Below are 24,495 nucleotides of genomic sequence, written 5' to 3' on the forward strand. Positions count from 1 at the left end.
GCCTGGGTTTCTAGGGAGGAGGGAGTCGGAATATGGCGAATGATCAGCATACTGGATTGGAAGCTGAACAAAAGCTGGATCAGGTCAAGGACCAGCTGATTGAACAGGGTAAGAAGAGATCCTCCCTAACTTATAAAGAGATTATGGAGAAATTGTCGCCTTTCGACCAGGATCCGGAGCAGATAGACGAGTTTTTCGAGCAACTGGATGATCAAGGGATTGAGGTTCTCAACGAAAATGATGAGGAGCGTCATAATCCGCTTGATAATCGTGGAGAAGAGCAGGAAAGAGAACAGGACGACTTTAATTTTGATGATGATTTGGCGCTTCCGCCAGGCATTAAAATTAATGACCCTGTCCGTATGTACTTGAAAGAAATCGGACGTGTGCCGCTGCTTTCTGCTGACGACGAAATTGAACTCGCACGCAGAATCGAGAATGGCGACGAGGAAGCTAAGCGCAGACTGGCTGAAGCGAATCTACGTCTCGTGGTCAGTATTGCCAAGCGTTATGTAGGACGCGGCATGCTGTTCCTTGACTTGATTCAAGAGGGCAATATGGGTCTGATTAAAGCGGTTGAGAAGTTTGACCACTTGAAGGGCTTTAAATTCAGTACGTATGCGACATGGTGGATTCGCCAAGCGATTACACGGGCGATTGCCGATCAGGCGCGGACGATTCGGATTCCAGTCCATATGGTGGAAACGATCAACAAGCTGATCCGTGTATCTCGTCAATTGCTGCAAGAGCTGGGCCGCGAGCCATCACCGGAAGAAATTGCTGCCGAGATGGAGCTGAGCACGGAAAAAGTTCGGGAAATTATGAAGATCGCACAGGAGCCTGTATCGCTTGAGACGCCGATTGGTGAAGAGGACGATTCGCATCTTGGTGATTTCATTGAAGATCAGGAGGCGCTTGCTCCTGCGGATGCAGCTGCTTATGAGCTGCTGAAGGAACAGCTTGAGGATGTGCTCGATACGCTTACCGAGCGTGAAGAGAACGTATTGCGTCTGCGTTTCGGTCTTGATGACGGACGTACAAGAACGCTGGAAGAAGTAGGCAAGGTGTTTGGCGTAACGCGTGAGCGGATACGGCAAATTGAGGCGAAGGCTCTGCGCAAATTGCGTCATCCGAGCCGCAGCAAACGCTTGAAGGATTTTCTCGAATAAATCGTGTCTTAGAACGGTAAGCAGGTTTGACAACACGATTCAGGCTATAATGTTTTACCCGATCGGACCTTTCTGCATGAACGAGCAGCAAGGTCTTTTTTTTCAAAATACAAGTTGGTATAAAGTTCCCTTGAAAGGAATAAGCCCATAATGAATGAAGAGCGTCGGCAGACCATTGTTAAAGAGATCGATTATTGGAGCAGAAGCAAGCTTCTGCCGCAGCAGTATTGCGATTTCCTGCTTAATTTATATGTGGATCCCGATCAAGAGGAAGATCCTAAAAGAAGGCAAGCTTCTTCGCGCGGAATCGGTAAGGCGGTCATGGCCGTTGGGCAGGCATCGGGAAAACAATGGCTCCTTACTTTTGGGTTTTTTACCTTAATTTCCTTGGTTGTGCTTTATTTTAACGCTTTTCATCCTTTATTGCAAATTGGGGTCGTCGCTGCGGCGGTCGTTATTTCTCTCATTATTTCCCAGCGGGTACGCAAACGAAATGAAGCTACTGGCCTTGTAATTGGCGGGGTAGGCATGCTGCTCATGCTTGGAGCAGGAATGTACATACTAAAATTCCATGGCATCGAGGACTGGTACTGGCAGGCTAGCCTGCTTGGGTTCTGTGCTGTTTTTTGGATCGTCTATGGCATCAGCGCTCGCATTCATATTTTGCATTTATGCGGCTGGGTTGCTTCCCTGCTCGTATATGCATGGCTGCTGTCACGTTTGACTGACTCCCCGGCATGGTATGGCATTCAGCTTTATTGGCTGCCGCTGTCAGGCTTGTTCGGCTGGGCCAGCTGGTTTGTGCATCAATGGTCGAAGCCGGTGTCGGCTGTATTGTTCGTAACATGCGCTTTGGTATGGTTTATGCCGGAGCTGTATGCGATGCTGTTTACGATGGAGACAGATTGGCTGCAATTGCAGCTGCTTATTAAAATCGCCTTAGGCGGCGTATTATTGTTCGCGATGAGAAAAAAATGGATAGTGTGGGTTGCTTAATGTTGAAACTTTCTAACCGATTACAAACGATTGCGGGTTATGTAACAGAGGGCTCGCGCATAGCTGATATAGGATCAGATCATGCGCAGCTGCCGGTATATTTGCTGCAAGCAGGGATTGTGCCTACGGCGATTGCTGGAGAGCTTAATAAAGGACCGTTTGATGCGGCTCGCAGGCAGGGAGCGGCTGTTGGGCTGCTTCACAAGCTCGATGTACGCCAGGGAGACGGCTTGTCCGTAATCGAGCCGCTGGAAGTTGACACGGTTACGATTGCGGGGATGGGCGGCGCATTAATGAGCGATATTTTGGAGGCGGGCTATCAGGCCGGCAAGCTCGAAGGCGTCAAAGAACTGGTGCTGCAGCCTAATGTGGGCGAGGACCGGGTCAGAAGCTGGCTGCTTGAGCATGGCTGGTCGCTGCTTGCCGAAACGATTATGGAGGAAGACGGAAAGATTTACGAGGTTCTCCATGCGCAGAAGCAAAGCGATCAGGAGAGCAAGGAGCATAACGCTGACGTTTATGACATCTCTTTATTGCCAGACTCCTTGCCGGAGGAGATCCGTTTTGCTCTGCTTGTGCGGCTGGGGCCTTTTTTGCTGCGCAAGCCGATTCCCGTTTTCCATCAAAAATGGCAGGCGGAGCTTGAAAAGCTGGACCGCGTCTGTCAAAGCCTGTCCCTTTCAGAGCAGCCGGAAGCAGCCGGAAAGCTGGCGCAGCTGCGTCATGAAATGACGATTATGAAGGAGGTGCTCGCATGCTTGCCAATGGACACACCGTCGTGCAAATAATGGAGCAGCTGGCTCCAAAGCATTATGCGGTAGAAAATGATAAAATCGGGCTGCAGCTGGGAACGCTGGCTAAGCCCATCAGCCATATTCTCGTTGCTCTCGACGTGACGGACGAGGTTGTGGACGAAGCGATTGCTGCGGGGGCAGAGCTGATTATTGCCCATCATGCGATTATTTTTCGCCCGCTTTCCAAGCTTGACACGTCTACGCCAGCAGGAAAGCTGTATGAGAAGCTGATCAAAAATGATATTGCCGTCTATATTTCCCACACCAATCTGGACGTAACAGATGGCGGCATTAACGATTGGATGGCTGATTTGGTTGGCATCAAGCCGGAAGGGCGCGTATGTCTGGAGGAAGTGCATACAGACCAATGGAACAAGCTCGTTGTGTTCGTGCCCAAAGGTCATGAGGAAAAGGTGCTGGAAGCGATCTGGAGCGCCGGAGGCGGCCAGATTGGCGATTACAGCCGCTGCAGCTTTATAACCGAAGGGACGGGAACGTTTTTGCCTGGGGAAGGAACGACGCCGTATATTGGGACTCATGGCAAGCTGGAAAAAACAGCAGAGGTCCGTCTTGAGGTCGTTGTCCCTGACAGCCTGAAGCGCAAAGCTGTACAGGCGATGCTGAAAGCCCATCCTTACGATGAGGTAGCTTATGATTTGTACGAAATCGACTTAACCGGGCGTTCAGTTGGGCTTGGCAGAGCAGGCAAGCTGAGCGAGCCTGTAACGCTGGCAGAGCTTACAGAGCGCGTGAAGCAGGCATTCGAGGTGCCCGTTGTTCGCGTAGTAGGGGATGCTGACCGTGAAGTACGCAAGGTGGCTGTGCTGGGCGGATCAGGTGCGCGCTACGTACGCCATGCGATTTTTGCTGGTGCCGATGTGCTTATTACAGGCGATATTGACTATCATACCGCTCATGATGCACTCGCTGCAGGCATCGCTATTATTGATCCCGGCCATAATGTGGAAAAAATTATGAAGCAGCGCACAGCCGATTGGCTTAATGTGCAGCTGCAGTCGCGCAAATCGGACACGAAGGCGTTCGCCTCTGTCATCCATACCGAGCCTTTCCAATTTGTATAAAAGGGAGTAAAATTGCTTTTTTTTGCAGCATAGCTCCAGGATATATACAGCGTTCCATTTATTAATAAGCAATTCAAGCTTGAGCTTTACGCCAATACCTTGTATACTGATTGATGCACCGGAAAGTTTGACAGACAATCGCTGGCGGCCTTGTTGCCGCGAGAGGAAAGTCCGGGCTCCGCAAGGCAGGATGCTGGATAACGTCCAGTCAGCGCGAGCTGAAGGATAGTGCCACAGAAATGGACCGCCGATGGCTGGCTTCGTGCCAGCACAGGCAAGGGTGGAACCGTGGTGTAAGAGACCACGAGGAGTACAGGTGACTGTATTCCTGGTAAACCCCATCTGGAGCAAGACCGAGAGGACGTTGCAGCTTCGAGCTGCGGCCTTAGCCTGAGGCACGTCCGGGTTGGTTGCTGGAGCCGCTTAGCAATAGGCGGCGTAGATAGATGATTGTCGCTTTCTTAGTGGGAGGGTCGTCACCGTTTGCACCACTGAAAGTACAGAACCCGGCTTACGGCAAACTTTCCGCAACGAACTTAAATGAACAAATCGTCATTTGCGATTATAGAGATGTTAGTGGACGTTCCTTCGGGAGTTAACGGCCCTGCATCTCTTTTTTGCATTTTCATAGGAGGTTGATTCACATGCTGCCTTCAGGCAAGTTGTATACGAGCAATTTAAATGGCTTGAAAAAAATAAATTTCGCAGCGACAAAGCTGATGATTACGCGATCGGAGATAAATATTGAAGGTGTTGCCATGTACCAAGCGTTGGCGCCGTCGCAGGATTTATTCCAGTTTTCGCTGGATGGACGAAAAGAAGAGGCGGATTTCGCATGGTGGCCGAAATATGAAGAACGTTTTGCTGCGGAGCTGCAATTTGATCGCAAGCTGGAGGCGCTTCGCCAAGTTTACCGCATGCTGCTGGAGGGCAGCCATGTGGTGCTGATCTGTTTTTGCCATGACCATCGCTATTGCCATCGCCGATTGGTCGGCGAGTTTTTTGCGCCATATGGGGTGAAGGCAGAGGAGCTCAACCCTGTTTTGATCGAGCAGATGAAGCTGTTTTAGCACCAAACGTTAGGAATAGGAATAGGAATAGGAATAGGAATAGGATAAAAAGAGCATGGCTGGAAGCGGACGAGCTGCTTCAATGCCATGCTTTTAATCCTTTATGCCAGCCCGATTACAAGCAGACATTGCGCCATTGCCATGACCGTGCCTAGTCAGTCTCCCGGCAGCTTATTTCTCGTATTTGCGCGTAATGGAATTCAGACGGTTTTTCGTCTTGTCCGGGTACGTCTGGAGCGCAGTATTAAAGTTCATTGCTGCTTTGAGCGCACGGTCAATGTCAATTTCCCCGTAGCCAAAATAAACATCCTTCCCTGGGTCGCCTAAATCGACGGCCGATTTGCGCATAATTTCCATCACTTCCTCATTCGTCAAATCCGGATTGACGGAGCGAATGAGCCCGGCTAATGCCGCAACATGCGGACTTGCCATCGAGGTGCCGGAGAGTGCCGCATATTGACCGCCAGGATACGTGCTGGCAATGCTGTCTCCCGGTGCAGCCACATCAATATAATCGCCATAGTTGGAGAAAGAAGCTTTTTTCTGTGCGGAATCCGTTGCCGCAACAGCGAATACTTCCGGGTAAGCAGCCGGATAGCCCGGTCGATCGGTATTGTCATTGCCGCTGGCTGCAATCAGCACAACGTCATGATCGTACGCATATTTAATCGCGTCATGCAGAAAATCCGCCTGCGCATAATTGCCGAGGCTCATATTAATGACCTTGGCGCCGTGGTCAGTCGCCCAGATCAGCCCTTGAGCAACAGAGTAGGTCGAGCCAGCGCCGCTGCTGTCAAGCACCTTGACCGGCATCACCTTGTTGTACCAGGATAAGCCAGCTACGCCCTCGCCATTGTTGACGGACGCACCGATGATGCCAGCTACATGGGTACCATGACCGACATCGTCATCTGGCGCAGCCTCGCTGTCTACAATGTTGGTGCCATCCAGCAGCTTGCCCTGCAGATCAGGATGATCCAATTGAACGCCGGTATCCAGCACCGCTACAATGACTTGATCATTGCCTCGGGACAGCTTCCAGCCTTTCTCTGTTTCAATGGAAGGCAAATTCCACTGGTATTTGGCATACAGCGCATCATTAGGAATGACATCCCCGCTGTCGCCGTCATTATTTGTTTCATTCGTCATATATAAATAGTGAGGCTCCACATATTCCGTTTTCCAGGATCGGCTGAAATATTCCTTCATTTGCTTCGCTTCCATATTTTTGGAACGGAACACATAGGTATTATCAATCTGATTAATTTGGTTGACGGAAACAGCGTTAATGGATTGCTTCATTTTTTCAAGCTGCTCATCGGTTACCTTCTCGGCAAAATGGACCACAACATCCTTCACATGGTAATGGCTGGCATTGCCATTGTCTTCACCGGTCCGAACCGTTGTATCACGGTTTGTATTCGGAATAACCGACTCAATGCGGTAATTGCCTTCGTTCGGATAAGGGACGAGCCGCAAATTGCGCTTCTGATGGCGCTCCACCTGTGTGACAATATCCTGCTTGATGACGCCGACGACACCCATGCCGCGGTATTTTTTATGGGGAACGCCGAGCACGATGAAACGGCTGCCGCTTTTATTGACAAACGGCTTGGATTCGTAGGACTTGCCCTGCTTGACAGCGGCCGCGGCCGCTTCTACTTCGTTTTTGCCGGAATCTGATGGAATGGCCCCGCGCTGCACGCTGCGCTCTCCGTTCATCAAGCGGATGTAGGACATATGCTTATGCATGTCCATCATGCTGATAACGGGCTTGGCTGACACGGTTTTTCCGGCTTTGCCAGCTTGGCTCGTGTCCATCAGCTTATAAAATTCTTTGGTGCATTCGGAGACGCACAGAAAAGAAGTGGCCTCCATATCGCGATTGAGCGTGCGCAGCTTATGCTGCTTTTCCTGATCGACAGACAAGCTCTTGACCGGTGCAGCGGGTTTCTTGCCTTGGGGTAGAAACAAAGGTGCAGTTGGAATTAGCAGCGTGGCCGCTACAAGCACGGTAAAGACGCCAATCCATTTCTTTTTCATTTGCGCGAACCTCCATTAAATGACAGCTGGAATAACAGCATGAGCCTGTTTGATGTATAGGTTCGCTTTTAAATCCAGAAAATATGCGGCACAATCGGCGTTTCTCCAGTACCATCTGCAAGTAATTTGTGGTACTATGTTGATGCCTAGAGTTTTATGATCATGCAACGTTTAAGCTTGTTTGGATTGAAGAAAGGGGAACTACCTATGCCAGCGACTAATGTCAAACCACTTAGTGAGACAACCCGTATTAAACTTAAAGAAGCCGTGAATCAATTGGAGCCATTTTTGAATCACTATTCGCTCGTACAGCTGAAAGCGGAGCAAAGCAGTGACGAGGCGCAAAATTTTTACAAAGGCCTGCTATCCGATTTGAGACATTTGTTGGTGTTTTCTGAGGTCTCGGTTGAAAAGCTGGGAGTATTGCTCAGACGCCCCAATTTTGATAACGATTTTGCAGAACGTGCCTTGTACGAAGTGTACCATCAATGTGTGAATGCCTTCTTCTATCCTAAAAATGAATGTTATTCCGAAGATGGCCGCTATGCTTACACAGGTCAAGACGCCATTCGCTTCTTGTTCAAGCCTGTTCGGGAAGCACGCGACATTGTTTTGTCTTTATCCAAAATTTACGAAGAGCTGCGCGATGAGCTTGCTTATTATGAAACAGACTACATGACCCAGCGCCGGATGCAGGGGCAAAAATAAGGCAGAATGAATCACCTCCGTTCAGGGAAACTTGATAGCGGAGGTGATTTTTTTATGCCAAAGGGCGTATCATGCAGCGTATCGAATTGCACGTTTTGGTCAGAAGGAAATAACTGTGGCGCCGATTCCATTGCGATTGATATTGACCAGCATGCAAGTGCCGATTTTGGATCTGAATTTGCCGCTGAAGAGCTAGGCTTGCAGCATCAGGACCAGGCGGCGAAGTCGTCTGCAACATGCTGCCATACCTTTAAAGCGCGCTAAGGCAGTTGGGGATGGCTGTCAGGTGCAGAAGCCTTGGGCTAAAATCGTTGGAAGCGAAAGACAAAGCTTAAATGTGGAGGTGATCCCAAATGGAACGCTGGGTTGAAACGGAAAGCAGCAGTCATGGGGAGAAGGAGCAAAACCACGAAGCAGCGTTGGAAGAGCGTCATCATAGAGCATTGTTATCCGATGAAGAAATAAACCATGAAAGCCGTAATATTAATGAAGAAATGGCAGGGGAATTTGCCGCTGGAGTACCTGTTCCCGTATCTTATGTTCCGCGCAGCGAAAGCAAAAGTGAAGGCGAGGATACGGTAAGGGAGAGCACCGGAGGCACTGCGCTGGGCTGGGTCGGATTGGTGTTTGCGATCGCTTCCTGGTTTTTATGGCCTGCGCTTATGGGTGCAGCCGCAGCGGTGCTCGGCTTTGTCGCGTACCGTCAAGGAGCGAAGGGACTTGGATCATGGGCAGTCACAATTGGCCTAATCGCCTTTGTGCTCGCTGTTGTTATTATTCCATTGTACCGGGCCATAACCTGACCTTATATGATTCAACCGAACGATGCATCACCTGTATCTTCTTGAAAAAAAGCCTCCGGATACCGCTTATGCAGCGGTGCCGGAGGCTTTTTTTTGCGATTATTCTATCGCAAATTCACGGTGCTTAAGTACCTCTTGATTCAGAGCGAGCATGCGTTTATCGAGCAAATTGATCATGTCGGCGGATTCCTTCAGCTGCTGTTGAATTTCCGGTGGAATGCCTTCATTATATTTGTAGTAAATTTTGTGCTCTAGGCTGGCCCAGAAATCCATCGCGCTCGTGCGGATTTGAATTTCTACCAGCACATTTTCAATGCGGTTCGTCAGGAAGACGGGAATTTCTACAATAAGATGCAGGCTCTTATAGCCATTTGGCTTCGGATTGAGCACATAATCCTTCACTTCAATTACTTTAACGTCGGTTTGCTGGCTGATCATTTCCAATATTTGATAAATGTCAGTGGAGAAAGAACAGATAACCCGGACGCCAGCAATATCTCGAATGTGCTCTTTCGCATTTTCCAAATTAATATCCATATTTTTGCGGCGGAGCTTGTCCATGACGCTTTCGGGATTTTTAATCCGCGTTTTGACATGCTCAATCGGGTTGTAGTCATGAATAAATTGAAATTCCTCGTTTAAAATATTCAGCTTCGTCTCCACTTCATCCAAGGCGAATTTATACGTTAAAAAAAAGTGCGCCCATTGCTTCATCATATCTCGCTGCATGCGATCCATCACTCCTAATATCATTCTTGCTGCTATTATTGTACCATGTTCCCGTCCACATTGCTCATTTCGGGGGGAGGCATAAGGTCATCCCAGCAGGCGCGTGCTGTGGAAGGATTGAATGTTAGAGCCAATTTACATATAATTTAGACTACATGGGAGGATGAGAACAATGATCATAGACATTCATAACATAACTTGGGAACGGGAAGAAAAAGTCGTCCTTCAGGGGATTGATTGGCAGGTTGAGGCGGGTCAGCACTGGTGTTTGCTAGGTCTTAACGGCTCCGGGAAGACGACGCTTTTAAATATGATTAACGGCTATATTTGGCCAACGACAGGTTCTGTAGCAGTGCTGGGGCATAAATTTGGCGAATACGATTTGCGTGAGCTGCGCAAAAGCATAGGCTGGGTCAGCACATCGCTTCAGCAGAAGCTGTATGGTCAGGATACCGCCTTCAAAATCGTCTTAAGCGGAAAATTTGCGACGATAGGGCTGTATGATCAAGCGCTGCAGGAGGATGAAGAGCAGGCGATTTCCCTGATGCGCAATCTCGGCTGTGAAGTTTTGATGAACCGCACGTACAGCACGCTCTCGCAGGGTGAGCGCCAGCGGGTGCTCATTGCAAGGGCGCTGATGGCTGCACCTAAGCTGCTTATTTTGGACGAGCCTTGTACCGGGCTTGATGTATTTGCGAGAGAACAGCTGCTGGAGATGATCCATCAGGTGGCACAGCAGCCGGACGCGCCGACTATTATATATGTGACGCATCATGTGGAGGAAATTTTGCCTTGCTTCAATCAGACGCTGCTGATCAAGGATGGCCGGGTTTTTGAAGCTGGGGATACGAGCAAGGTGCTTTCATCGGCGCGCATGAGCGACTTTTTCGGTGTGCCTGTAGAAATTGAACAGCGCGAAAACCGCAATTGGCTTTTTATAAAGGCAGCTGATCGCAAGTGAATACAGCATTGGGGCCGTTAGGCATTGTGCCGCCTCCGAAGCTTCCGAGACGGCAGCGGTTGGCCCAGTGGTTAAAGGAGCGAATGCAGCAGCGGCTCGCCTATGACCGGACGCTGTTCTACCATGGCTCGGCGGGGCTGGTGATATTCGGGACGCTTGCGATGGTGCTAGTTGCGCTGGGCATGCCGACGGGTCTTGGGACGCTTGTGGATATCGGCGGTTTTGTGTTGATTAATACGGTGGCCTTGTATGCAGCTGCGCAGCTATGCTCGGTACTGCTAACGCTTGTTTTTGTACCGCTTCCCCGCTTGTTTGCCGGGTATTTCCTATATGTGGGGTTAGAAGCTTATTTCATTTTTTATTATTCTGAATTTGGCTTGCTCATGTCAGCATTGTTTGCCGCGGCGTATGCCATTTGTGGCGCGCTTGCGGGCATGCTGCTCGGGCAAATACTGAGGCTGCGCGGCCGAGGGCTCGCCATAGCAGGCATTGTTGTAGCAGGAGCACTTTTTGTAAACGTTGCAGCGAGTCAATTGCGCGGAGCTTCTGATGATGCAGCGCCTGCCGCAGACATGGGGTCAACCGATTCATCTGCGGATGGGGCTTTGGATATGAGCCAGGAAGACGCGTCGACGGTTGCACTCATTGATGCGGAAAATCCGGCATTGCCAGGCGGTTACAGCTATCGCACCTTTACCTACGGGAGCGGGAGCGACAAGCAGCGCAGCGAGTATGGCGCGCAGACGGAGCTGCTAACGACTTCTGTAGATGCATCGGCTTACATTAAAAAGTGGACGTGGCTCAAGCAGCAGTTTTGGGGCTTTGACCAAAGCGGGCTTCCATTAAATGCGAGAGTGTGGATGCCGGAAGGGGATGGATCGTTCCCGCTTGTGCTCATGGTGCATGGCAATCACTTAATGGAGGAGTTTTCGGATGCAGGCTATGCCTATTTGGGCGAGCTGCTTGCGAGCCGGGGGTTTATCGCGATATCGGTAGATGAAAACTTTCTTAATTATTCGGTCTGGTCGGGCATACCCGAGCAGGATATGAAAATGCGGGCATGGATTATGCTCAAGCATATTCAGCAAATCCAGTCGTTCAGCACGCTGACGGATAATCCCTTTTATAGCAAAGTGGATTTTTCCAAGGTTTCTTTCATTGGGCATTCACGCGGCGGCCAAGCGGTAGCGATGGCAGTGGATTACAAGCGATGGTTTGCGAAGGATGAAGGGCTTGCCAGCATCGCCGAGGTCGATTTTGCTTCGGTTGTCGCTTTGGCCCCGACGGATAAGGAGGTAGACAAAGCATCGGCGCGGCTTAAAGATGTCAGCTATTTGACGCTGCAAGGCGCAAGGGATGGCGACGTCAACAGCTTTTACGGGGACAGGCAGTATATTCGCACCAGCTTTACGCTGGGCTCGCCGTATTTTAAAGCGTCGCTGTATATGTCCGAGGCGAACCACAGCCGCTTTAATTCCGATTGGGGCATGATGGATGAGCGGGTTCCTGGCGGCCTGTTTCTCAATCAGCACAACATGATGACGCAGGCGGAGCAGCAGCAGGCAGCTAAAGTGTATATCGCGGCTTTTCTGGAAGCGACGCTGCACGGCAACAAGGCTTATAAGCCATTGTTCGAAAATAACAGAGCGGCGCGGGACTGGCTCCCTTCCTCCAGCGACTATGTGAGCAGATACGAGGATGCTTCCTTCCTCGCGGCAGCGCGTTATGAAGAGGATGTGGACAAGCTGACGCTGCCGAGCGGAGGCAAGCTGAGCGCCGAAGGCTTCAACGTATGGGAGGAGTCGGAAGCGAAGGACCGCGACAATCGTAACAAGGGCTCGCGAGGCGCTGTGCTGGAATGGGACGCTGCTGCCACGTATACGTTGGAGCTTGCAGCGACGTATAGCGAGGCTGTCGTTTCCAAAGGGCTGGATACGTTCAGCTTTTCAATGGAAAATACGGGCGTGGAGAATGCGGGTGATGCGGCAGCTGTACCTCAAATCGAGCTCGAGCTTGTGCCTGCCCATGGTGAGGCGGTACGCTTGCCATTATCCAGCTTTAACGATATTCCGCTGCCCTTCGAAACGCAGTTTACTATTGTCCCTTGGCTTGAGAAGCGAATGAAAGAGGGGAAATATAAAGCGAGCATGGAATCGGTGTTTCAAACCTACAGCTTGCCAGTGGCACGGTTTGCCGAGGCAGGCGGCTGGCCATCTGGAACGGAAATTAAGCGGATAATGTTTTATTTTTCCGGAGCGCCTGGCCGAGTGATGCTGGATGACATCGGCTTTTATAAATAAAATGCGCCGCGGCGTACAAATAACCTCCCGGCAGAAGGGAGGTTATTTGTACGCCTGCCGCCAAAGGATGGCGACAGCCGTTTTCACCTTGAAATATAGGAAAGGATATCCTAGCGCAATCCTTTCTCTATATTTCTCGGAATGAAACGCGCCGTGCCGCCAAAGGATGGCGACAGCCGTTTCACCTTGAAATATAGGAAAGGATATCCTAGCGCAATCCTTTCTCTATATTTCTCGGAATGAAACGCGCCGCGCCGCCAAAGGATGGCGACAGCCGTTTCACCTTGCATTACGGACTTAAATCGATTCTTTCTTGAACGTGAAGCTTCGCGCTGCATATAGAAACGGCGTCGAGCAAACGGACACCAGAAACTTAATGACATAGGTGGACAGGAAGATCGACATCCACACATCGAACTCATATTCAGTTGCAAAGGCGATCGTACAAAAGATAAGCGAATCGACGAATTGGCTAATAATCGTACTGCCGTTATTGCGTATCCACAGCTGATTGCGGGCTGGAAACAGCCGCTTGAGCAGCGAATAAATTTTCACATCAAGAAATTGGCTGACAAAATAGGCGCATAGGCTGCCAAGGGCAATTTGCGGCAGCATGCCGAATATGGTCTGAAGCGCTGCTTGCGCCTCCACACCGGGCTCGGCTGGATTAAACAGCAGCGCCATCTGCATAATAATGGTTGAGGCGATTAAGGTGAAGAACCCGAACCAGACCGCTTTTTTGGCATCGGCTTCGCCATATTTCTCGTTGAGCAGGTCGGATGCCAAATAGATGGTGCCATACATCGTATTGCCGAGCGTAATAACGATGGCCAGCGTACCGAATTGCAAATCAACGGTTTTGACGACTTGAATATTGGCGACAACGGTCGCCATGCCAATCCAGGCAAAGATGCCGACTTTGCCGAATAATCGGTAGGAAATGAGAAAAAGCGTGAAGTGGGCGAGCATAAAAAGAACGCCGAACCACAAGTTGAACATGTGAAAAAAACCTCCTAGTTTTGATAACGCGGGAGTTTACGAACCGCGGCTTGCTTTGCTGCGATGCAGCATGTATGATTATATTTCTGCCTTTGCCATTATAATCGCTTGTTTTAAGACGGGCAATGTTTATTTCTTATTTATACAATTGCGGAAGTACTACTTTTATATATAAAGGAGCGTGACCTATGATGCCGAATTATGAGCTTGAACAGGAACAGCTGCGAGTTAATCGGGTAACGAAGTGGGTCAAGGAGCAAATCGACGGCTTGCAGGATCAGGCTGGAGATCTGCGCGAGGACATTGTAGACATTCGTAAAAACTTCTGGGATGACGTAACGGTCAACTTTGAGGATTCTGCCGAATCTGCGGAGACGCATGCCAGCTTGAAGCAGCAGGCTGAATTGCTGTCGGAACGGGAACGGACGCGCCGCGTGGCAATGGAGCAGCTAGGGCTGCTGAAGAAGCTGGCACAGTCGCCGTATTTCGGCCGCATTGATTTTGTAGAGGATGGCGAGAGCCGCGAGGCGATTGAGCCGATTTATTTGGGGGTAGGTTCCCTGCTCGACGAAAGCGGAGCCAACTACTTAATTTATGACTGGCGTGCACCTATTTCCGGCCTCTATTACGATTATTCGCCGGGACCTGCAAAATATGAGACGCCAGGTGGGCAAATTTCCGGAGAAATGACGCTGAAGCGCCAGTATATTATTCGTCAGGGCGAAATTGAAGGCATGTTCGACACGGGCGTAACGATTGGCGATGAAATACTGCAAGCAGTGCTAGGCAAGCAGTCGGATTCGCAAATGAAAAGCATTGTGGCGACGATTCAGCGCGAGCAAAATCAAATTATCCGCAATGAGCGGGCTCGCCTGCTGCTCGTTCAAGGAGCGGCGGGAAGCGGTAAAACTTCAGCTGCCTTGCAGCGGGTAGCTTATTTGCTCTATCGCTATCGCGGTACATTGAATGCCGATCAAATCGTCCTTTTTTCGCCAAATCCGATGTTTAACAGCTACGTCGCAACCGTACTGCCGGAGCTCGGCGAGCAAAATATGCAGCAGACGACGTATCAGCAGTATTTGGAGCATCGCCTTGTTCAAACCTTTGATCTGGAGGACCCATTCTCCCAATTGGAGTATACGCTCTCTGCCGCTCATGGCAGCGAATATGATGCACGCATTGAAGGGATTCGCTACAAATCAAGCCTTGCTTTTATTGGGCTGATTGATCGGTATGCCGCTTCACTTGGCGAGAAGGGATTGCGCTTTCGGGCGATGAAGTTCCGCGGCCGCACGTTAATTACAGCCGAGGCAATACACGAGCATTTTTACAGCCAAAATCGTTCTCATCCGATTCCGAACCGTCTGCGCATGACCGCCGAGTGGCTGCTCAAGGAGCTGACCCGCCTCGGGCGCGAGGAGCGGGGCAAGCGCTGGGTAGAAGAAGAGATGGAACTGCTCGATAACGAAACGTATAATACAGTTTACAGCGAGCTGCTGGATAAGGAAGGATTTACGCAAAATTCCTTCGATGACCATAAGCGGGAGAGCGACCGTCTGGCGGCAATCATTGTACAGGAGCGCTTTAAGCGCCTGCGCAGCCGGGTAAAACGGCTTAAGTTTCTGGATATGCCGGAGGTGTATCGCCAGCTGTTTCATGAAACAAACAAGCATGAGGGCGAATATCCGCAGCTTTGGGCTGCGATCTGCGAAGGCACGGCGGAGAAGCTGGCGCGTAAGGAATTATTTTATGAGGATGCCACGCCTTATTTATATTTGAAGGAGCTGCTTGAGGGCTTCCAGACGAATACGTCGGTTAAGCATTTGTTCGTCGATGAAGCGCAGGATTATTCGCCGTTCCAATTCCATTATTTAAAGAAAATATTCCCGAGCAGCAAAATTACGGCGCTTGGCGATTTGAACCAGTCGATTTTCGCCCATGCTGTAGTCGGCGACAGCTTTCATGCCTTGTCGGGCATGTATGAGGAGCAGGAAACCGAGCGCGTCGTATTGGAGAGGAGCTATCGCTCAACCCGCCAAATTTCTGAATTTACTAGCAGCTTTATTGCGGGCGGGGAGCGGATTATTCCGTTCAACCGCAGCGGTCCATGGCCAACGATTACCGCTATTGCTGGCGAGGAAGAGCTGACGAAGCAAATTGCCCAGCGTATCGAGGCGCTCAAGAAACAAGGCAATAGCTCGATTGCCGTTATTGGCAAGACAGCGGAGGAAAGCAGGCAGGCTTTTGAAGCCTTGTCCGCGATCGTGCCAGATATAAATTTAATCGCTAAAGAAACGTCGACGTTCGAGCAGGGGGCTGTCGTTATTCCTTCCTATTTGGCTAAAGGCGTGGAGTTTGATGCTGTCATTTTGTATAATGCTTCAAGCTTAGTCTATGGACGGGAAGACGAGCGCAAGCTGTTTTATACGGCCTGTACGCGAGCGATGCATGAGCTGCACCTGTATTACATGGGCGAGCCGACAAGCTTTCTGGACAAAGCGCAGCTAGCCGAACCGCTTAATAACAAATAGTATATAAATAAGGGATGGTCCTGAAGGGGACCATCCCTTATTTGCGTATTTTTTGCCAAATCTCTAAACAGTCCACCTTGAGCTCGGAGGCAATCAGTTCAGCCGTAAGCCGCTGGGGCATTTTTATTTTTCCATTGCGCAGCTTGGAAATCGTCTGGATGGAAATACCGGTGGCAGCTGCAAGCTGGCCTGCGCTTATGTCGCGTTTTGCCATCCAAATTTTCAGCCGCATGCTGGAATCAATATACTCATGCGTGTTAATAGGCTGCAAATCAAGCACGATGAAGGCGTATTCCTTAATTCGTCCAAACCCGTCAAAGATGGGTGTGAATGTAATCTTTACTTCAAGCTCTACGCCATTGACTTTGGTTGTTTTTACAGTAATATGGTTTGTTTTTTTGAATTTTCGCGTTTCCTCCAAAATATGTAGCAGGCGCATATGCTCGCTTTCGGCCACAATTTCCAGAAAAGATTCTCCATTCAAATGGCCGTCGGCTATCAAATAGGCGGGGAAGGGGTCTTTCAAAAACTGCACCTGATAATTGGCGTCGAGAATGCCGCTAAACAGCACCGTATTCGTCTCGAATTGTCGTTCAATCCAATGATGGGAGCTCAAATCAGTCAGTATAATGAGTGATAATGCCTGGCGCTCTTCGTTAAGCATATTCAGGTTGTTATGCTCGACCATGACGGGCGTTCCTCCCGGCTTGCAGGTGTGGAGCAGTCCTTCTCGTTTTGTGCTGGTCTTGAAATGCTTGAGCGACCAGTTCTCTACCAGCTCGCCTACCGGCTTGTCTATCAAAGATTCATATTCCAGACCTGTTAGGCGAATGAAAGCTTCATTGACATCCATGAAGAAGCCATAATGCTTTACAGATCGGATAATAGCAGCAGGACTGTCCATCATTTGAAACACTCTTTCAAAAACCGTCAATCGTTTTCGCTCCTTTGAGCCAGCAGTGCGGCATGTATGTAAGGTATTTTTAAAATATAAGAATTTATAAGTTGCACACTAATAAATTTTTATATTTCATGACAAAACGGTAGCTTTGCCGCCAGAGGACAAAGACAGCCGTTTACGCTTGAAATATAGGAAAGCATATCCTAATACTATCCGTTCTCTATATTTCTCGGAATGAAACGCGCCGCGCCGCCCAAGGACGGCGACAACCGTTTCACATTGGTCTAGTGTTTAATTAATTAAACTCGCAAGCCTAGCAGGCATATAGCTAGCGGATAGATGGTTATCTGTCCGATTATTGCAGCTTATTGGGCGCTCAGCGCGCTTTATAACTTGTCGCTTTCCTTGTTAAAATAATCAATATATAGGGAAATATTTTAAAAGGCTTGATTCCGGAGGAGATACACCATGAATAATGAATGCACCATTGAGAACTGCACCAAACCCGTCAAAGCCAGAGAATTATGCTCCATGCACCATCAGCGTCTTATGCGTCATGGCGACCCTCTCACCATCCGGCCTCGTAGAACGAAAATTGTAACGAACTGTAAATGGATAAACTGTACAAAAAGCGCCAGTACGAAGGGATACTGCTCTAAACATTATTACATTCATCGCGTAACCCGTACAGTATAAAATAAATACATTTTCATCTTCTATCAGTCAGTTAATCAGCAATTTAAGGTTTCAATTGGCTATGAAAGATGTATAATATAACTAGCTGCAAGATGGGGCCCTTGGCCCCATTTACCTCACAAATAATCAGGCAACCGTCGCTTTTGTCCAATTTAAAAGGAAGGAGCAGACCTTGTCAATCGCAGCATTCCAAATAACAGGATGATTATCCCCACTACAGCTTTATTTCACTCAATGGCAAGGCCACCGCAAATGTAGAACTCTCGCATACGAAATTATCACAGTTAAGCTGCTCTTTGCTTCCTATTCACTTTAACTCCATAGTTTGTCTGCTCACGGACGGAAGCTCTTTTCCAGTTCTATTCTGGCATATATTCATATTGCCGGACAATCTGTCATATCCTAATTATGATGTGGCAAGGGTTTGTTGTTAAAGCCAACTACTCCAAAATGCTGCTCCAACTATCAAATCGGAGTGCCAGAGCCGGGTTGCAACCGCTCTTTCATAGACGACAAGTCATATAAACCCGGGACTCGGGGATAAGGGATAACCTTATTTCGTCAGCGATACGATTGCTGGGCACGGCTGCAAATGTTGCATCTCATCACATTTTCCCCCGCTATCGCCTTGCTCTCTCATCTAGGTTCTGGGGGACACTCATGAATAAGGAGTTGGTGTCCATGGCTCGTAAAGAAATGTTGGCAATGCTGCTTGCAGGGGGTGAAGGAAAACGTCTTGGAGTGCTGACGAAGGATTTGGCCAAGCCTGCCGTTTATTTCGGCGGGAAATATCGGATTATTGATTTTACATTAAGCAATTGCACGCATTCAGGTATCGATACAGTAGGTGTATTGACGCAGTATCAGCCGTTTGAGCTCAATCGTTATTTGGGCATTGGAACGCCTTGGGGTCTGGATCGCAGCGATGGCGGCATGGCTATTCTTCCTCCGCATGTGAAACAGAAGGGCGGCGTCTGGTACAAGGGCACGGCCAACGCAATCTACCAGAATATGGAGTTTATTGAGCGATATAATCCAAGCTATGTCTTGGTCATTTCCGGCGATCATATTTATACGATGGACTACGATCTGATGCTTCAGCATCATAAGCGGTGCGGGGCGGATGTAACGATAGCAGGTATAGAAGTAGATTGGAAGGAAGCCAGCCGCTTCGGTGTCATGCATGTCGATGATGAAGACCGTATAACTGCATTTGAGGAAAAGCCTGCGAAGCCGACCAGCAATATCGCCTCGATGGGCGTCTACATTTTTACATGGTCGGTATTGCAAAAGTATTTGATTTATGACGAGGCGAACCGCCAGTCCAGCAATGATTTTGGCAAAGACGTTATTCCGGCTATGATGCGGGATGGCCTCATCGTCAGCGCTTATTCGTTCCGCGGCTATTGGAAGGATGTCGGCACGATTGAAAGCCTATGGGAGGCGAATATGGATTTGCTCGCAGAGGAGCCTTCGCTAGATCTATCGGATCAAGATTGGCGCATCTATTCTGTCAATCCCAATCGGCCGGCACAATACGTAGCGGCGGGCGCCGAGGTGAAATCATCTATGGTGACGGAGGGCTGCGTTGTGGAAGGGCGGGTAGATCGTTCCGTTCTCTTCTATGGCGTACAGATGGAGAAGGACAGTGAGGTGAGCGAGTCCGTCATTATGCCGAATGTGCGAATTGGCGAAGGGGCACGCGTTTATCGGGCAATTATCGGCGAAGGCGCTGTAATCGAAGACGGCGTGCAGATTGGCGATCCGGAGGATGATGCGATTACCGTCGTAGCTGTTGGACAGTTCGTTGCGAATGATCACGTATTGCTGGAGGTGGAGCCATCATGAGCAACCGGATAATGGGCGTTATCAATTTAATCCACGAGTCGGACGAGTTGGAGCATTTAACGCAAAGCCGCTGCCTTGCGACCGTGCCGTTTGGAGCACGCTACAGGCTCATTGATTTTATTTTGTCCAGCATGGTGAACTCTGGCATTAACAAGGTAGCGGTGTTTGCGCATACGAAGTATCGCTCACTTATGGATCATCTTGGATCAGGTAAATATTGGGATTTGAACAATCGTCAGAGCGGGTTGTTTATTTTGCCGCCAGCTACGGATGATTTGCAGGAAATCAGCCGCGGCGATTTATACCATTTTTATCAAAATCGCGATTATTTCAACCGCTCAACGACGGAGTATGTTGTCATTACGCGCAGCCATATGGTTTGCAATATTGATTTTAATCCGATTATTGATGAGCATGAGGCACGCGGGGCGGATATTACAATCGTGTGCAAGAAGCAGCATGATTTGGCCGGCAAGGCGCGCAAGGTCAAGATGAGCAGCGATGGCCGAATTACATCGATTCAGGAAAACTATGGGCGCATGCTGAGCGATATTTCCTCGATGGAAATGTATGTGATGAAGAAGGATCTGCTCATGGAAATCGTAGAAACCTCGCTCGCCCAAGGGCAGGATCATCTCGTACGCCATGCGATATTCTCCCGCTTGAACAAGCTGCGGGTTTATGGACATTTATACGATGGTTATTTGGGCGTAGTCAATACGCTTGAAAGCTATTTTACCAATAGCATGAATCTGCTTTGCCCTGAAGTATGGAAGGAGCTGTTTTTCCAGCCAGGCACGATCTTTACGAAGGTTAAGGATGAGCCGCCGGCGCGGTATTTGGAATCTTCCAAAGTTAATAATTCATTAATCGCCAATGGCTGCCGCATTGAAGGGACCGTGGAGAACAGCATTTTGTTCCGGGGTGTCCATATTGGCAAAGGGGCAGTCATTCGCAATAGCATCATTATGCAAAATGGCATCATTGGCGAAAATAGCCTGATTCAGCATAGCATTTTGGATAAGGATGTACGAGTCGATTGCAACCGGGATATAAGAGGAGCGGAGAAGCTGCCCTTCCTGGCAGGCAAGCGCAAGACGATCTAACTTAAAGGAAATAGGCAGGTATGAGGCTGGGTGCTAAGCTGGGACTTTTCTGCAGCGTGTCGCAGCCTCTGCCAGCTCCATTTTTGAGCGAAACAGGAGGAGAAAAAAATGAATATTTTGTTTGCAACTTCGGAGGCCGCGCCACTCGCAAAAACCGGCGGCTTGGGCGACGTTGCAGGCGCTCTTCCCAAAGCATTGGTTAAACGTCAAATCGGCACAAGCGTTATTTTACCAAAATACGAGGACATTCCAGCAGAATATTTGGAATATTTCGAACAAATCGCTTCCTTCAACGTTTCCTTTAGCTGGCGCAATCAATATTGCGGGCTATTCCGTGGAGAAATCGAAGGCGTTTGCTATTATTTGATCGACAATGAGTTTTATTTTAAGCGCAGAGGGTTATATGGATATGGAGACGATCCTGAGCGCTTTGTGTTTTTTAGCTTTGCTGTGCTGGAGGCGCTAAGCTTTATTGATGTGCTTCCGGATGTCATCCATTGCCATGATTGGCAGACCGCGCTCATTCCGTTTCTGCTCAAGACGCAATATGCGGCACAATGGGCACATATCCGCACCGTTTTCACTATCCATAATCTGAAATATCAGGGCGTACTGGGCATCAAGCAGCTTCAGGATTTAACGGGAGCGGGCGATGAAGCTTTTGGCCCGGATGGGCTGGAATTTCATGGCGCAGCCAGCTGTTTGAAGGGTGGCCTCGTGTACGCAGATAAGCTGACAACAGTCAGCCATACTTATGCGGAAGAAATCAAGGGCAGTGAATATGGCGAGCGTCTGGAGAAGCTGCTGCGGCATCGCGAAGGCGATCTTTTGGGCATTGTAAACGGGATTGATGATGAGTCCTATGATCCGATGAAGGATTCCTCGCTGCATACGCCATACCGGAATTCAATTAGCCGAAAACGGAAAAACAAGCTCGATTTGCAGCAGGAGCTCAGACTGCCGGAATCGGAGGAAATTCCGCTCATTGGCATGGTCAACCGGCTTGTAGAGCAGAAAGGGCTGGACCTCATCACGGCAAGGCTTGAACAGCTGCTGCAGGAGGATATCCAGCTCGTCATTCTTGGTTCGGGCGAGTGGCATTATGAGCAGCTGCTGCAGCAGTTTGCGCTGCGTTATCCTGACAAAATTGCGGTAAAGCTTGGCTATAACGAGAGGCTCGCTCGCCGCATCTACGCAGGAGCTGATTTATATTTGCTGCCTTCACGCTTCGAGCCTTGCGGAATTAGCCAGCTTCTTGCGCTGCGCTACCGTGCTGTCCCGATCGTTAGGGAAACCGGGGGATTAAAGGATACCGTCCAGTCTTTTGATGAATATACTGGTGAAGGAAATGGCTTCAGCTTTGTGGGCTATGATGCCGATGAATATTGGAGTACGGTTAGCAGAGCGCTGCGCGTATACCGGAATCCAGAGGCTTGGAAGCAAATTATAGACAATGTCTCCAAGGAGAACTATAGCTGGAATCGCTCGGCCAAAGCCTACGTAGCCGTATATCATCAACTTTTGTTACAGCGAGAGGAGAACAAACCATGCCCCGTCACCTTGTAATTGGCAATGGCAAGCTGTTAGTGAATTTGGATCAAACCTGTTACATCCGCGATATTTATTATCCTTATGTGGGACAGCTCAATCATGTGGGCGGCCACTATTGCCGCTTCGGCATTTGGATTGGCGGCGTCTTCTCCTGGCTGGATGAACCCGAGTGGAACATTGAGCTTGGGTATATTGACGATTCGCTCGTTACGAACATCATAGCCAGACATGCTGGGCTTGGTGTTGAGCTGCAGATGAATGACGGTATTCATCAGCGCGAATGCATTTATATTAAGCGGGTCGTCGTACGAAATTTACGCAATGATGGCCGCGAGGCAAGGCTGTTTTTTCATCAGGATTTGATGATCGATGGCTCGGAGGTAGGCGATACAGCTGCGTATTACCCGGAAAATAATACGCTGTTTCATTACAAGCGCTCGAACTATTTTATGTTCAGCGGCTCAAGCGATGAAGGCGGCTTGATGCAATATTCGACGGGAATCAAACGGTTCCACTCTGCGGAAGGCACCTGGCGTGATGCAGAGGATGGCGTGCTAATGGGCAATACGATTGCCCAAGGCTCCGTAGACAGTACGATTGGCCTCAGTGCCAATGTGCCGGGGGACGGCGAAAAAACGTTTTATTATTGGATGTCGATTGGCAAAAACCTGGAGGAGGTCAAGGAGCTTAATCAATACGTCCTTGATAATAGCCCAGAAAAGCTGCTTAGCCGCGTCGTCATCTATTGGAATCATTGGCTGAGAAGAGCCGAGAGCGATTTGGGCGATTTAAATGAGAGCATCAGCCGCATGTTCCGTCACAGCCTGCTCATCGTGCGCACGCAGGTAGATGAGCGCGGCGCGATTTTGGCGGCGAATGATACGGATATATTGCAATACAATCGTGACCATTACAGCTACATGTGGCCGCGTGACGGCGCATTAATCGCCGAATCGATGTCGCTTGCCGGCTACCAGAGCGTTATTGCGCCATTTTTCAATTTTTGCGCAGCAGCGCTTGCGCCAGATGGCTATTTGTATCACAAATACAATCCGGATGGAACGGTCGGCTCCAGCTGGCATCCGTATATCGTACAGGGCAGCCAGCGGCTTCCGATTCAGGAAGACGAGACGGCGCTCGTCCTGTTCGCGTTATGGCAGGATTATTTGCGCAATCAAGTCATTGAGCTGCCTCAGTCCTTGTACAGCAACTTGATTCGCAAGGCAGCTACCTTTCTTAGCAGCTATATAGAGCCTGAGCTGTCGCTGCCTAAACCGAGCTATGACCTGTGGGAAGAGCGTTATGGCATCTGGACCTATACCGTCGCTTCTGTATATGGCGGCTTAATGGCGGCAGCCTTCTTCACCGAGCTGTTCGGCGATTATGAGCGCAGCGACCATTACCGGAATACAGCCCAGACGATTAAGAACGGCATGCTGACACAACTGTGGGATGAGGAAAGCGGACGGTTCGCGCGAGGGCTTATTCAGAAGGACAATGGCTGGGTGAAGGATATGACGCTGGAGAGCAGCGTATTCGGCATTTGGGAATTTGGCGTGCTGCCGGTCGATGATGATAAAGTTGTTCGGACGATGAATGCGATCAGAGATGGGTTGAAAATCCAGACCGACGTCGGCGGACATGCACGGTATACGAACGATTATTATTTCCAGCAAACCGGCGATATTGATAAAATTCCGGGCAATCCGTGGATTATTTGCACGCTATGGGTCGCTAATTACCAAATTGCTTCTGCACAGAAGCTGGATGATCTGGAAGGGCCGAAGCAGACGCTGCAATGGGTCGTGGATCATGCATTATCCAGCGGATTGCTGGCAGAGCAGCTGAATCCGTTCGACGGCAGCCCGCTCTCGGTCGCACCGCTCACTTGGTCGCATGCGACATTCATTCAGAGCGTTAGCAAATACGCAGAGAAGTATAAGCAGCTCAAGGGCTAAATCTATCAAGTATCATTCATAAGCAATTCCGGCAGGATAAAGAACGCAGCAATCGTTCTTTGTCCTGCTATTTTTTTGCGGAAACCGCATCCTGCTCTGACGGGAAGATCTGCTGTTATATACAGGAAAGTTTGTCTGTACCATCAATATAAATGTCGTATATTTACAAATAATAAAACGCTTACATGACATATAGAATGGCTTTAGTTTTCGCGATAAATAGATAAAAAGCAGCAGTTTCCATTACGGG

At 49.4% G+C, this 24,495-nt stretch carries 19 protein-coding genes and 1 other RNA gene; 16 read left to right on the forward strand and 4 right to left on the reverse strand.

From position 1 onward, the window contains the following. The first annotated feature begins 32 nt into the window (after positions 1-32). The 6 genes from rpoD (at position 33) to AC50Y5_RS03295 (ending at position 5,111) form a co-directional block, all read left to right on the forward strand. Entirely contained in the window at positions 33-1,169 is a 1,137-nt protein-coding gene (gene rpoD, locus AC50Y5_RS03270) for an RNA polymerase sigma factor RpoD (RefSeq protein WP_046229898.1), read from the forward strand. Positions 1,170-1,319: 150 nt separating this feature from the next. Next, positions 1,320-2,165: a hypothetical protein gene (locus AC50Y5_RS03275; RefSeq protein WP_056029284.1), complete on the forward strand. Its 846-nt coding sequence runs from the start codon at positions 1,320-1,322 to the stop codon at positions 2,163-2,165. Continuing rightward, positions 2,165-2,953 (forward strand): tRNA (adenine(22)-N(1))-methyltransferase, encoded by a 789-nt coding sequence (locus AC50Y5_RS03280; RefSeq protein ID WP_056029281.1) that lies wholly within the window; start codon positions 2,165-2,167, stop codon positions 2,951-2,953. Before AC50Y5_RS03275 ends, AC50Y5_RS03280 begins: the two co-directional genes overlap by 1 nt. Next, positions 2,920-4,041 (forward strand): Nif3-like dinuclear metal center hexameric protein, encoded by a 1,122-nt coding sequence (locus AC50Y5_RS03285; RefSeq protein WP_494858407.1) that lies wholly within the window; start codon positions 2,920-2,922, stop codon positions 4,039-4,041. Before AC50Y5_RS03280 ends, AC50Y5_RS03285 begins: the two co-directional genes overlap by 34 nt. A 122-nt stretch (positions 4,042-4,163) precedes the next feature. Further along, positions 4,164-4,570: RNase P RNA component class A (rnpB, locus tag AC50Y5_RS03290), an RNA gene on the forward strand. 115 nt (positions 4,571-4,685) lie between these two features. Further along, positions 4,686-5,111 carry a DUF488 family protein, N3 subclade gene (locus tag AC50Y5_RS03295; RefSeq protein WP_056029275.1) on the forward strand — a complete coding sequence of 142 codons (426 nt, stop codon included), beginning with the start codon at positions 4,686-4,688 and terminating at the stop codon, positions 5,109-5,111. A gap of 171 nt (positions 5,112-5,282) precedes the next feature. Here AC50Y5_RS03295 and AC50Y5_RS03300 read toward each other — a convergent pair whose 3' ends face one another. After that, a complete protein-coding gene (locus AC50Y5_RS03300; RefSeq protein WP_056029273.1) occupies positions 5,283-7,154 on the reverse strand; it encodes a S8 family peptidase in 1,872 nt (623 codons plus the stop codon). A gap of 207 nt (positions 7,155-7,361) precedes the next feature. On the opposite strand from AC50Y5_RS03300, the gene AC50Y5_RS03305 reads away from it, so the two are divergent. The 3 genes from AC50Y5_RS03305 to AC50Y5_RS03315 all read left to right on the forward strand — a co-directional run bounded on the left by AC50Y5_RS03305 (position 7,362) and on the right by AC50Y5_RS03315 (position 8,665). Continuing rightward, entirely contained in the window at positions 7,362-7,862 is a 501-nt protein-coding gene (locus AC50Y5_RS03305; RefSeq protein WP_056029271.1) for a YpuI family protein, read from the forward strand. A gap of 54 nt (positions 7,863-7,916) precedes the next feature. Next, positions 7,917-8,126 (forward strand): DUF1540 domain-containing protein, encoded by a 210-nt coding sequence (locus tag AC50Y5_RS03310; RefSeq protein WP_056029269.1) that lies wholly within the window; start codon positions 7,917-7,919, stop codon positions 8,124-8,126. Between the two features lie 89 nt (positions 8,127-8,215). After that, on the forward strand, positions 8,216-8,665 hold the full coding sequence (locus AC50Y5_RS03315; protein ID WP_494858410.1) for a hypothetical protein: 450 nt from the start codon (positions 8,216-8,218) through the stop codon (positions 8,663-8,665). A gap of 99 nt (positions 8,666-8,764) precedes the next feature. Here the strand turns inward: AC50Y5_RS03315 and AC50Y5_RS03320 are convergent, their stop codons facing one another. Next, on the reverse strand, positions 8,765-9,394 hold the full coding sequence (locus AC50Y5_RS03320; RefSeq protein ID WP_341278386.1) for a GTP pyrophosphokinase: 630 nt from the start codon (positions 9,392-9,394) through the stop codon (positions 8,765-8,767). A gap of 172 nt (positions 9,395-9,566) precedes the next feature. On the opposite strand from AC50Y5_RS03320, the gene AC50Y5_RS03325 reads away from it, so the two are divergent. Together AC50Y5_RS03325 and AC50Y5_RS03330 are read left to right on the forward strand one after the other, a co-directional pair. After that, positions 9,567-10,355: an ABC transporter ATP-binding protein gene (locus AC50Y5_RS03325; RefSeq protein ID WP_494858412.1), complete on the forward strand. Its 789-nt coding sequence runs from the start codon at positions 9,567-9,569 to the stop codon at positions 10,353-10,355. After that, positions 10,352-12,655, forward strand: a complete 2,304-nt coding sequence (locus AC50Y5_RS03330) for an alpha/beta hydrolase (protein ID WP_494858414.1) — start codon at positions 10,352-10,354, stop codon at positions 12,653-12,655. Before AC50Y5_RS03325 ends, AC50Y5_RS03330 begins: the two co-directional genes overlap by 4 nt. 297 nt (positions 12,656-12,952) lie before the next feature. Here the strand turns inward: AC50Y5_RS03330 and AC50Y5_RS03335 are convergent, their stop codons facing one another. Next, positions 12,953-13,654, reverse strand: a complete 702-nt coding sequence (locus AC50Y5_RS03335; RefSeq protein ID WP_099519731.1) for a queuosine precursor transporter — start codon at positions 13,652-13,654, stop codon at positions 12,953-12,955. Positions 13,655-13,845: 191 nt separating this feature from the next. On the opposite strand from AC50Y5_RS03335, the gene helD reads away from it, so the two are divergent. Next, positions 13,846-16,185, forward strand: coding sequence for an RNA polymerase recycling motor HelD (gene helD / locus AC50Y5_RS03340; RefSeq protein WP_494858791.1), 2,340 nt, complete (start codon positions 13,846-13,848; stop codon positions 16,183-16,185). Positions 16,186-16,222: 37 nt separating this feature from the next. Here the strand turns inward: helD and AC50Y5_RS03345 are convergent, their stop codons facing one another. Then, complete coding sequence (locus AC50Y5_RS03345) at positions 16,223-17,119, reverse strand: PAS domain-containing protein (protein ID WP_056029254.1); 897 nt, start codon at positions 17,117-17,119, stop codon at positions 16,223-16,225. 1,344 nt (positions 17,120-18,463) lie between these two features. Here AC50Y5_RS03345 and AC50Y5_RS03350 point away from each other — a divergent pair. The 4 genes from AC50Y5_RS03350 to AC50Y5_RS03365 all read left to right on the forward strand — a co-directional run bounded on the left by AC50Y5_RS03350 (position 18,464) and on the right by AC50Y5_RS03365 (position 24,245). After that, a complete protein-coding gene (locus AC50Y5_RS03350) occupies positions 18,464-19,630 on the forward strand; it encodes a glucose-1-phosphate adenylyltransferase (protein ID WP_056032723.1) in 1,167 nt (388 codons plus the stop codon). Next, entirely contained in the window at positions 19,627-20,736 is a 1,110-nt protein-coding gene (glgD, locus tag AC50Y5_RS03355; RefSeq protein ID WP_056029251.1) for a glucose-1-phosphate adenylyltransferase subunit GlgD, read from the forward strand. Before AC50Y5_RS03350 ends, glgD begins: the two co-directional genes overlap by 4 nt. A gap of 108 nt (positions 20,737-20,844) precedes the next feature. Beyond that, positions 20,845-22,302, forward strand: coding sequence for a glycogen synthase GlgA (glgA, locus tag AC50Y5_RS03360; RefSeq protein WP_494858417.1), 1,458 nt, complete (start codon positions 20,845-20,847; stop codon positions 22,300-22,302). Beyond that, positions 22,284-24,245, forward strand: coding sequence for a glycoside hydrolase family 15 protein (locus AC50Y5_RS03365; RefSeq protein ID WP_494858419.1), 1,962 nt, complete (start codon positions 22,284-22,286; stop codon positions 24,243-24,245). Before glgA ends, AC50Y5_RS03365 begins: the two co-directional genes overlap by 19 nt. Positions 24,246-24,495 lie beyond the last annotated feature (250 nt).

It is taken from the genome of Paenibacillus sp. JT22N7 (assembly GCF_059383875.1).